The organism is Sporosarcina sp. FSL K6-5500 (assembly GCF_038005665.1).
Lineage (GTDB): Bacteria > Bacillota > Bacilli > Bacillales_A > Planococcaceae > Sporosarcina > Sporosarcina psychrophila.
Genome location: NZ_JBBOTP010000002.1, coordinates 48,064 through 56,284, shown reverse-complemented (window position 1 = coordinate 56,284; position 8,221 = coordinate 48,064). Strand labels below are relative to the sequence as shown.

Sequence of the window (8,221 nt, the reverse complement as noted above, 5' to 3'; positions counted from 1 at the left end):
AATTAAGGATGCTAATGTCATCCCCCAACAAGAGCTGCAAGAGCGTTTAAATGAAATACCAAAAGACAAGGAAATTATTGTTTACTGTTGGGATGTCTGGTGTAACACTGCTGCCAAGGTGGCCAAGTATTTATTAGAAGATGGATATAATGTGAAAGAGTTGACGGGGGGGATTGCAGCATGGAAAGAAATGAACTTTCCTGTTTCAGACTCTTCTCAAGGCGTTAACATGTCTGATGGCTGTGGATGTTGACTCTGGTGCAAAATCAAAATTAAGGTGGAATTCGGTGGAAAAGGCGTTAAAACAGGAATAACTTTAGCAGCTAACTTCAGTATCTCGAATTCATCCAACCTTTACGAATACTTCGATAATAGTGGAACGCACTTTGCCTATAATTAAGTGAATATATGAAAACGGAGATAAAATATCTCCGTTTTTTTGTCTTTTTCTTATCTAAATCTATTTTCGATGTTTTTTAAAAAAACGTGAGAAGAAACCTGTTTTTTCTTCTTCGAATGCCACAGCAACCTCCAGCTGTTTTTGTTCCATCGTTTCGGTTAGATCATGGATCAACTTCCTATCTCGCTGCTCAATGACATCTAGAAACTTCTTAGATAAATGCTCGGCTGCTCGTTCAACTGCTTCATCTGCAACCCGATTTATCAAATCATCTAATTCCTCTTTAGAAAACACGATTTTATCCTTACTTTCTTCAATAACGCCTAGCATCATTTCAGCGTTTTTCTTATCATTAACCCTTGAAACGACTGCTTTTGCGGTGATTTCTAAGCTCTGTGTTTTTTCAATGATTTTTTTGAAGTCCGATAACGGGTGTTATGTCAACCGATCGTGCATTCTTCATGCATCCACGCCAAGTGCAAGAACAAGGATGTATGAGCCTAAAAACTTCTGAATTCGGAAGTAAACCTGGGTAACCACTGGTAAATCGTGATTTTTATCAGTTAACCTAAATAAATCGAGTTAACAAATACGTAGAGAAAATCAAACCTTCAAAAAAGTCTACAAACCTTTTTAAGGCTATTCAAGAAAAATCATATATAAATTAAGCAAAAAGCCTTTAAAGCGTTCAGAACGAAATCCGAAGCGCTCCAAGAGCTTTTTTTAGCCTTTACAGGGTTTTCTAACACCTTATAAATAAAGGGTCTATGAGGATCTTCCCCATCGACTGATGTTCAATAACTCATTCACTTATCTCTGTTCACTTAATAGGTCGAAAATAAGTTTCGTTACACTATTGATGGACTTAGCGTATAGAGAATGCGTTTTTCTATGTCGAAATGTGCTTAACGTATGTTTTCCGCGAAATGTAGGCTGTACCCCATTTAGAAGTTATTTAACTCATCCCAGGACAGCAACTTCTTCAATGGAATGCATGAGAGACATATGTTCTATTGGTGACGACATGATAATCAGAATTGTATAGGTTCCATATTTATCGCACTGATTGCCAAACTTTTCAATTGAGTGCGTGGAGTCAGTTACTATTTTTAATAAAAAATTGTGATCACCACTGATACGATGACACTCTTTAATATAAGGAGATGAACGGGCAAATTCAAGAAATGCAGGGCAATCTCTAGTTCGAAACAGTATATACGCTGCCGAACCTTTACCTATTTTTTCCGAAGAAATGATTGTACGATAACCCTCAATAATTCCATTTTCCTCCATTCTTCTGACTCTTTCCGTTACAGCAGGTTGGGAAAGACTCACAAATTTTCCTAGTTCCGTCATTGAAATTCTCGCTTGTTCCTGAAGATAAAACAGGATTTTTTTATCTATTTGGTCCATTTTTACTTCCTCCTTTAAATTTAAGGTTCTATATGCAAAATAAATAGTATTTCTTAGTAAATTGACCATAATTAATGGATTAAGCCATGTAAAATAGGTGATTTAACTAATATAATAAACTTGTCTTATTAAAGTAGCAAGACATTAAAATTCAGTTAGGAGAATGTTTATGAAAGTTTCATTGCAGAAAGCACATCGTTTATTTAAAGGAAACCTGCCGAGTTATTCAGCATCTGTTGAGGAGATTCGTGAGCATATAGAAGCTATTTTTGCCCAACTTCCTGTAGCAAGTGATTTGATTACAGAGGATGTAGACATTGATGGAATGAAAGGTGAATGGCAAATCGTACCAGAGTCGAAAGAAAACCGTGTGCTTTTATATTTACATGGTGGTGGGTTTATGTATGGAAGTATAGCTACACATCGAGGTGAATCCAGCGAATTAGGGAGGGTTGCTAAAGCTCGTACATTATCTATCAATTATCGTCTGGCACCAGAACATCCTTTTCCTGCTCAAATTGACGATGCGATGAAGGCTTACAGTTGGTTGCTGGATCAAGGATATCGGGCCAAAGATATCATTATTGCTGGTGACTCAGCAGGTGGTAATCTTACTGCAGCTCTTATGATGAGCATTCGGGATACCAAGACGCCCTTGCCAGCGGGTGGGGTAATGATTTCTCCATGGATTGATTTGGGACAAAACGGAGAAACATATATAACCAAAGAAAGTGTAGATCCGGTGAACACTAAGGAGGCAATCAAACAATTAGCTGATAATTATTTAAATGGTGTCTCACCGACCGTACCGTATGCCTCGCCTATTTACGGCGATTTGAGAGGATTGCCCCCGATTTACGTAATGGTGGGAGAAGCAGAAATTATGTTAAGCGAGTCATTAACTTTTGTAACACAAGCTGCATTGGCAGGAGTTGATATCCGTTTCAGCTCATGGCCTACTATGATTCATAACTGGTTGTGCTGCCATTCTTTTTTAGAAGAGGCAAAGGATGGGATAATAAGTGCAGGGACATTCATGAACGAATTGTACGAAAAACATTAATCATTTTGGAACAAAAATATAACTATGTTAGATTTACGAAAAGTCTCTCTTTTATTTAGAAAGGGAGACTTTTTTATTTATTATAGGTATCGTAAGCTTTAAGTTTTGATACCTGTTACCTACTGGGAGGCAAGGCCCCTGTCTCTTTTGGAGTTAATTTGCACCTGCTTTAAACGTTATTTTGCACATATCCAAATAAAAAGAGGTGGCAAACTCTACCTCTTAATCGCTTTTATCCAACAATCAGAGCCTATTTGTTTAAGTAAAATTTTTCATGAACTTTGGAACTAAAAATTGCATTTTTTTAGTGCCGGAGTCCCCTATAGACTTTCAGGATTCACTACATTGCTTTTATTTTAAGAACAAAAGGCTTGAAATATAAAATTTAGTCAGTTATGCTGATTATGTGTTAAACTGATTGTCACCGTAGGTGAACACTAAATATGGAGAAATGGAATCAATCATATGGCTTTTTACTTGGAAAGGTTGTTCAGCAAATGGAAACCAATTTCGCTGAGGGACTTGCACCATATGGCATTAATGCTAGACAATATGGAGTACTTTTATTTATAGAAGGAAACCCTTATTCTTCACAAAAAGATATTTCTGAAAACCTACAAATTGATCGGACGACAATGGTAAGTCATATCGATCATTTAGAAAATTCAGGGTTTGTGGAGAGAACAAGGAATCCTAATGATAGAAGGTCCTATAGCCTTTTGCTTACATCAAAAGGTAATGATGTATTAGAATCACGTTGGGAGTTTTTAATCAATACGGAATTAGAAGTTTTAGCACCTTTAAGTCATCAGGAAAGAAAATTGCTAAAGGATTTGCTCGTTAGAATTTGGAGTACATTACAATATGGGAGGTAACAAAATTATGCCCGCACTTGATTATTTTAATGCACGTTTGGAAGCAACAATTAGCCCTATGGATTATTTGAAATCAACACAAATGAATCCAGATAAATACTTTTTGATTGATGTTAGAAACGGCCCAATTCATGTAAGAAGTTTAACAATTAAGGATGCTAATGTCATCCCCCAACAAGAGCTGCAAGAGCGTTTAAATGAAATACCAAAAGACAAGGAAATTATTGTTTACTGTTGGGATGTCTGGTGTAACACTGCTGCCAAGGTGGCCAAGTATTTATTAGAAGATGGATATAATGTGAAAGAGTTGACGGGTGGTATTGCAGCATGGAAAGAAATGAACCTTCCTGTTTCAGACACTTCTCAAGGCGTTAACATACCTGATAGTTGTGGATGTTGACTCTACTATGATGCAAGATAAAAGGTATTGGATTGGCGTTGCTTCACGGGACCATGTGATGAATGCCGTTCAGGGTGGGTTTGCCCAACTTTGTCATGGCAAACAAGCTCCGTTAAAAAAGATGAGCACTGGTGATTGGATTATTTATTACTCTCCAAAGGTGACATTTAAAGAAAAAACTCTGCTTCAAAAGTTTACTGCTATTGGAAAGGTTATTGAAGATAGTGTTTACCAGGTAGAAGTGGGAAGTGATTTCATACCTTACCGTAGAAGTATTGGTTTTGTTTCTTGCAAAGAAACGTCAATTCAGCCATTAATTTCACACCTTTCATTTATTAAAAATTCAAGGTATTGGGGTTATTCTTTTCGATTTGGCCATTTCGAGATAAGTGAAAAAGATTTCAAACTAATTGCAGGAAATATGGTTAATCGAGTAGAGTGAACGAGTCAGAAGTTTGATTCGTTCGACCCTCTCACACCGTGCTTGCGCTATTCACGCACACGGCTCTTCCTAGTCACCATTCACAAAATGTAGCTAATCTTCTTTCTTAAGTCATATATGGGATCCTACCAACAAAAAGCGCAAGACATACGCTAAGTAAAATTTAACATAAGGAAGGGTATCGTCAATACCCATCGACACCATCCATTTGTGGATCTTTCCCTGTAATTGATCAGTGCACGAAAAATAAGAAGCAACAAAAACTAATTCAACGTCATGTCTGGCAAGACTATCCAGATGCAGCAGAAGACTAGAGACACCATTATGAAATCAATGAATTATATGGGGAAAGCAAAGAGACGGTTGAAGGAGTCGTTGTCGTTGCCGATGCCAAAGAAAAGCATGGTATGCGATAAACAAACCTTAGGGGTCTTAAAAAATTGTCTAGGCAGGCGATGCTAACTTTTGCTGCCCAAAACCTGAAAAAGTTAGCGAGCTGGACGTAAAAAACGCCAGCGAGGGCGTAATAGAAGATGAGATTAGGTTGGATTACGGCTAACTCCCTTAAATAAAACGTCGAAATGACATCATCAAAAGGATGATGTCATTTCGACTTCTTCTTGATGAATCACAACTTAAGCTTGGTAGGGGGGAAGTTCCATCACTTTCAGTTTGCCATTCACCATTTTAACTGTGTACGTAAAAGTATTGGTAATTTTGTCGAACTCCCTTACCCCGAACCGCGTGCCGTCTTCATTTTTAAACGCAACGACAAACGTATACACGTCTTTGCTCACTTCAGTCCGACTCAGAATCTCTTTCAGTGAAACTTTAGGTCCTAACTCCAAATACTGTTTTACTAGTGCATGCTTATCATTAAGGTCAGTTTCAGGAAATAAGTTTCTGAGCCCTTGATAGCTCCCTCCGTATAACTCGACAAGTGCTTCAGCATCCTGACTAGCGATAGCCTGCATATAGACCTCAAGCGTCTCTTGTGGGTTCACAGTGACAACTTCCTTTTTACTCTCTTTCTGAGAAGTTGCTGAAGAATTCAATGTTACATCCTTCTTCCACGTTATCACTTTTCCTTTGCTATCGGTAAATAGAAAAACAACCTCCCCTTGCTCACCCTTCATCGTATCCGGATAGATGAATCCTGAAAACTGCCCGTTTCCACTAATGTAAAAGCCATCTTCCCCATTAGCACCGTGTTCCCTCGCTGCTTGGACTGTGTTGACGATCTGGTGTTTCTTAGAATTCCACTTCATTTCAGCTAGCGTAAATCCTTCCGGCACCTGCTTCACGACGAAATCGAAACTATTGCCCTCAGTCGGTTTTGGCGTCTGGTCAATAATGACGAAAATTTCCTTCATAGGCTCCGCTTTCACGACCTCTTTATCGTCAGCAATAACACCATTAGCTGCATTATCCTCTTTTTCTAGAAGCATCAACGTCAAGTTCTTTTTCCACGTTACTTCTTCACCATTCGAATTGGTGAATCGGAAGACAACTTCTCCTTCATCCCCTCTCATCGTGTCTGGATAGATAAATCCAGAAAATTGTCCGTTTCCACTAATATAAAATCCGTCTTCCCCATTAGCACCATGTGCTTTGGCTTCTAAAACCGTATTGACAATCCGGTATTTCTTGGAATTCCACTCCATTTCGGCTAGCGTGAATCCTTCCGGCACCTGCTTCACGACGAAATCGAAACTATTGCCCTCAGTGGGTTTCGACGTCTGATCAATAATGATGAGCACTTCCTTCTGAGGATTTGCTTTAGCATCTTCTTCTTTCGTAGCATTGCCTTGATTGGTTTCAGTTGGCTTCGCATGGATGGTATCCGATGCGTCAGGTTCTTTTTCCGAGGCACAACCACTCGTCATGAGAAGCACGAATAGTACTGAAACGATATAGCCGTATTTTTTGTTATTCATGTAGTTCTCCCCCGCTTTCATATAAAGTAAAAGAAAATGCGACTCCGTTATTCGTATTCATCACACCAAACTCACTATGATGGAGCTCCAGGATGTGTTTGACTATAGATAGTCCCAGACCCGTTCCTCCAGATTTCCGATCTCGAGAGCGCTCAATTCGGTAGAATTGATCCCATACTCTGCTTAAATCGTTCTCAGCAATTGGCATTCCCATATTCTCGATGACCGTAAGTATCTTTCCGGAAGAATCCCGGTCGATGGTAATCGTAATGACACTGTTTTCCACTGCATGGCGTATGGCATTGCTCATTAAATTCAGAATGACTTGTTCGATTCTCCTAGAATCTGCCGTGACGTATTGCTCTTCTTGATGATTAAACTTGTACTGAATACTTCTGTTTTCCATTTGATGAGAAAACGAATCCGCCAAATTTTGAACAAGTCTTGTCATAGAAAAGTGTGACCATGTTAATTGAATCGCCTTGGCCTCGAATTTGGAAAGCTCTAGCATATCCATGATTAATGCATTCATCCGATCTGTCTCATTTACAATGTGATCCAGATACCGTTCTTTTTTATCTCTCGCTACTCCATCCTGCAATCCTTCCGCGAATCCTCTCACAATACCTAATGGGGTTTTTAATTCATGTGATATATTGGCAATCAGTTCTTTCCGAAGTTGTTCCGACCGTCGTTTTTCTTCCATCTCCGCTTGCAACTTATCATTGGTATTGGTCAGTTCCTGTAAGGCCGTATCCAGGTTCTGAGACATCACTTCCAGATTACGGGACAGTTCTCCGAATTCATCCTTCGAGTTAAGTCCGGGACCTCCCGTGAAATCCAAGTTAGCCATACGTGCTGCAGCATGGTTGAGTGTAACTAAAGGACGGGATACAATTCTGGAGAAAATCATTGACAGAATTGTAACGAGCACTAGAATCATAGGAGCAAAATAAACAAAGTATTTCTTAAGTATATCGACTGCTTCCCCAACTGGTTGTAGAGAAGTCATGACAAATAAATAACGAGCAGTAGGTTCATCCGTTGCTAGCGGTTGAATCACAATCGCATATGGAACACCACTCCAATTATCTACCCATTCCAACTGAACAGGCGATCCATCCTGCAAGCGCGATTGATAGTGCTTCAATTTGGGCATCCATTCCTGGAGCGCTTCGTCGATTAGTGTATCCTGATAGAGAGGGTTATACGAGCGATGCTCCGGCACCATCAGATCAATAATCTCCCCTTGCACCCGTGTTAACCCCATTGTGAGTTCCGTTTGATCCTTCTGAATAGTAATAGGTTGCATGACGGTATCATCTTCGTCCATAAAAATACCGTCTATTACCAAATGATCGCCGATTTGAATCCCCTTTGGAAGGGAGTCATATTCCATTCCATCCGTAGGCAGAGGAACAATGATGGTCTTATGGTTTGTTTGCAGCTCTAAAAAGTAAGGATTAAAAATTATCTGTTCAAAACTTTGATTTAAGAGTGAAGTACTCGTATCGTTCTCATTCATAAATGCACCGAGCAACCGTGAGATTTTCTGACGATCGGGTACAACTTGTTCGTATTGTTCCTCGAAGTGACTCATATTCTGTTCTAGAGTATGGATCTTGGACATTCGGTAAAACCGCTCGAAAAAAAGTCCTTCTGCAATCATTACAATTGAAAAAACAATCAAG

Annotated in this window: 9 protein-coding genes and 1 pseudogene; 6 read left to right on the top strand and 4 right to left on the bottom strand. The window is 39.2% G+C overall.

From position 1 onward, the window contains the following. On the top strand, positions 1–253 hold a 253-nt coding region (locus tag MKX62_RS23875; RefSeq protein ID WP_340742685.1), incomplete at its 5' end, for a rhodanese-like domain-containing protein. Positions 254–460: 207 nt separating this feature from the next. On the opposite strand, the gene MKX62_RS23870 is transcribed toward MKX62_RS23875, so the two are convergent. Then, complete coding sequence (locus MKX62_RS23870) at positions 461–733, bottom strand: hypothetical protein (RefSeq protein ID WP_340742684.1); 273 nt, start codon at positions 731–733, stop codon at positions 461–463. A 627-nt stretch (positions 734–1,360) separates the two neighbouring features. Beyond that, complete coding sequence (locus MKX62_RS23865) at positions 1,361–1,813, bottom strand: Lrp/AsnC family transcriptional regulator (RefSeq protein WP_340742683.1); 453 nt, start codon at positions 1,811–1,813, stop codon at positions 1,361–1,363. Positions 1,814–1,982: 169 nt separating this feature from the next. On the opposite strand from MKX62_RS23865, the gene MKX62_RS23860 reads away from it, so the two are divergent. The 5 genes and pseudogenes from MKX62_RS23860 to MKX62_RS23840 all read left to right on the top strand — a co-directional run. After that, the gene (locus MKX62_RS23860) at positions 1,983–2,876 is read left to right on the top strand and encodes an alpha/beta hydrolase (RefSeq protein ID WP_340742682.1); all 894 of its coding nucleotides are present in this window, start codon (positions 1,983–1,985) and stop codon (positions 2,874–2,876) included. Positions 2,877–3,319: 443 nt separating this feature from the next. After that, a complete protein-coding gene (locus MKX62_RS23855; protein WP_340742681.1) occupies positions 3,320–3,751 on the top strand; it encodes a MarR family winged helix-turn-helix transcriptional regulator in 432 nt (143 codons plus the stop codon). Positions 3,752–3,758: 7 nt separating this feature from the next. After that, entirely contained in the window at positions 3,759–4,151 is a 393-nt protein-coding gene (locus MKX62_RS23850) for a rhodanese-like domain-containing protein (protein WP_340742680.1), read from the top strand. Between the two features lie 10 nt (positions 4,152–4,161). Continuing rightward, positions 4,162–4,593, top strand: coding sequence for an EVE domain-containing protein (locus tag MKX62_RS23845; protein WP_340742687.1), 432 nt, complete (start codon positions 4,162–4,164; stop codon positions 4,591–4,593). A gap of 170 nt (positions 4,594–4,763) precedes the next feature. After that, positions 4,764–5,099: pseudogene (locus MKX62_RS23840) on the top strand (transposase); the annotation flags it as partial. A 129-nt stretch (positions 5,100–5,228) separates the two neighbouring features. On the opposite strand, the gene MKX62_RS23835 reads toward MKX62_RS23840, so the two are convergent. Further along, complete coding sequence (locus MKX62_RS23835; RefSeq protein ID WP_340742679.1) at positions 5,229–6,530, bottom strand: hypothetical protein; 1,302 nt, start codon at positions 6,528–6,530, stop codon at positions 5,229–5,231. Then, positions 6,523–8,160: a sensor histidine kinase gene (locus MKX62_RS23830; protein WP_340742678.1), complete on the bottom strand. Its 1,638-nt coding sequence runs from the start codon at positions 8,158–8,160 to the stop codon at positions 6,523–6,525. Before MKX62_RS23830 ends, MKX62_RS23835 begins: the two co-directional genes overlap by 8 nt. Positions 8,161–8,221: the final 61 nt, after the last annotated feature.

Excerpts from the sequence above, each read along its gene's own strand:
- MKX62_RS23865 (WP_340742683.1), bottom strand. The coding sequence starts at position 1,813 with ATGGACCAAATAGATAAAAAAATCCTGTTTTATCTTCAGGAACAAGCG.
- MKX62_RS23860 (WP_340742682.1), top strand. The coding sequence starts at position 1,983 with ATGAAAGTTTCATTGCAGAAAGCACATCGTTTATTTAAAGGAAACCTG.
- MKX62_RS23830 (WP_340742678.1), bottom strand. The coding sequence starts at position 8,160 with ATGTCCAAGATCCATACTCTAGAACAGAATATGAGTCACTTCGAGGAA.
- MKX62_RS23850 (WP_340742680.1), top strand. The coding sequence starts at position 3,759 with ATGCCCGCACTTGATTATTTTAATGCACGTTTGGAAGCAACAATTAGC.
- MKX62_RS23870 (WP_340742684.1), bottom strand. The coding sequence starts at position 733 with ATGATGCTAGGCGTTATTGAAGAAAGTAAGGATAAAATCGTGTTTTCT.
- MKX62_RS23855 (WP_340742681.1), top strand. The coding sequence starts at position 3,320 with ATGGAGAAATGGAATCAATCATATGGCTTTTTACTTGGAAAGGTTGTT.
- MKX62_RS23835 (WP_340742679.1), bottom strand. The coding sequence starts at position 6,530 with ATGAATAACAAAAAATACGGCTATATCGTTTCAGTACTATTCGTGCTT.
- MKX62_RS23845 (WP_340742687.1), top strand. The coding sequence starts at position 4,162 with ATGCAAGATAAAAGGTATTGGATTGGCGTTGCTTCACGGGACCATGTG.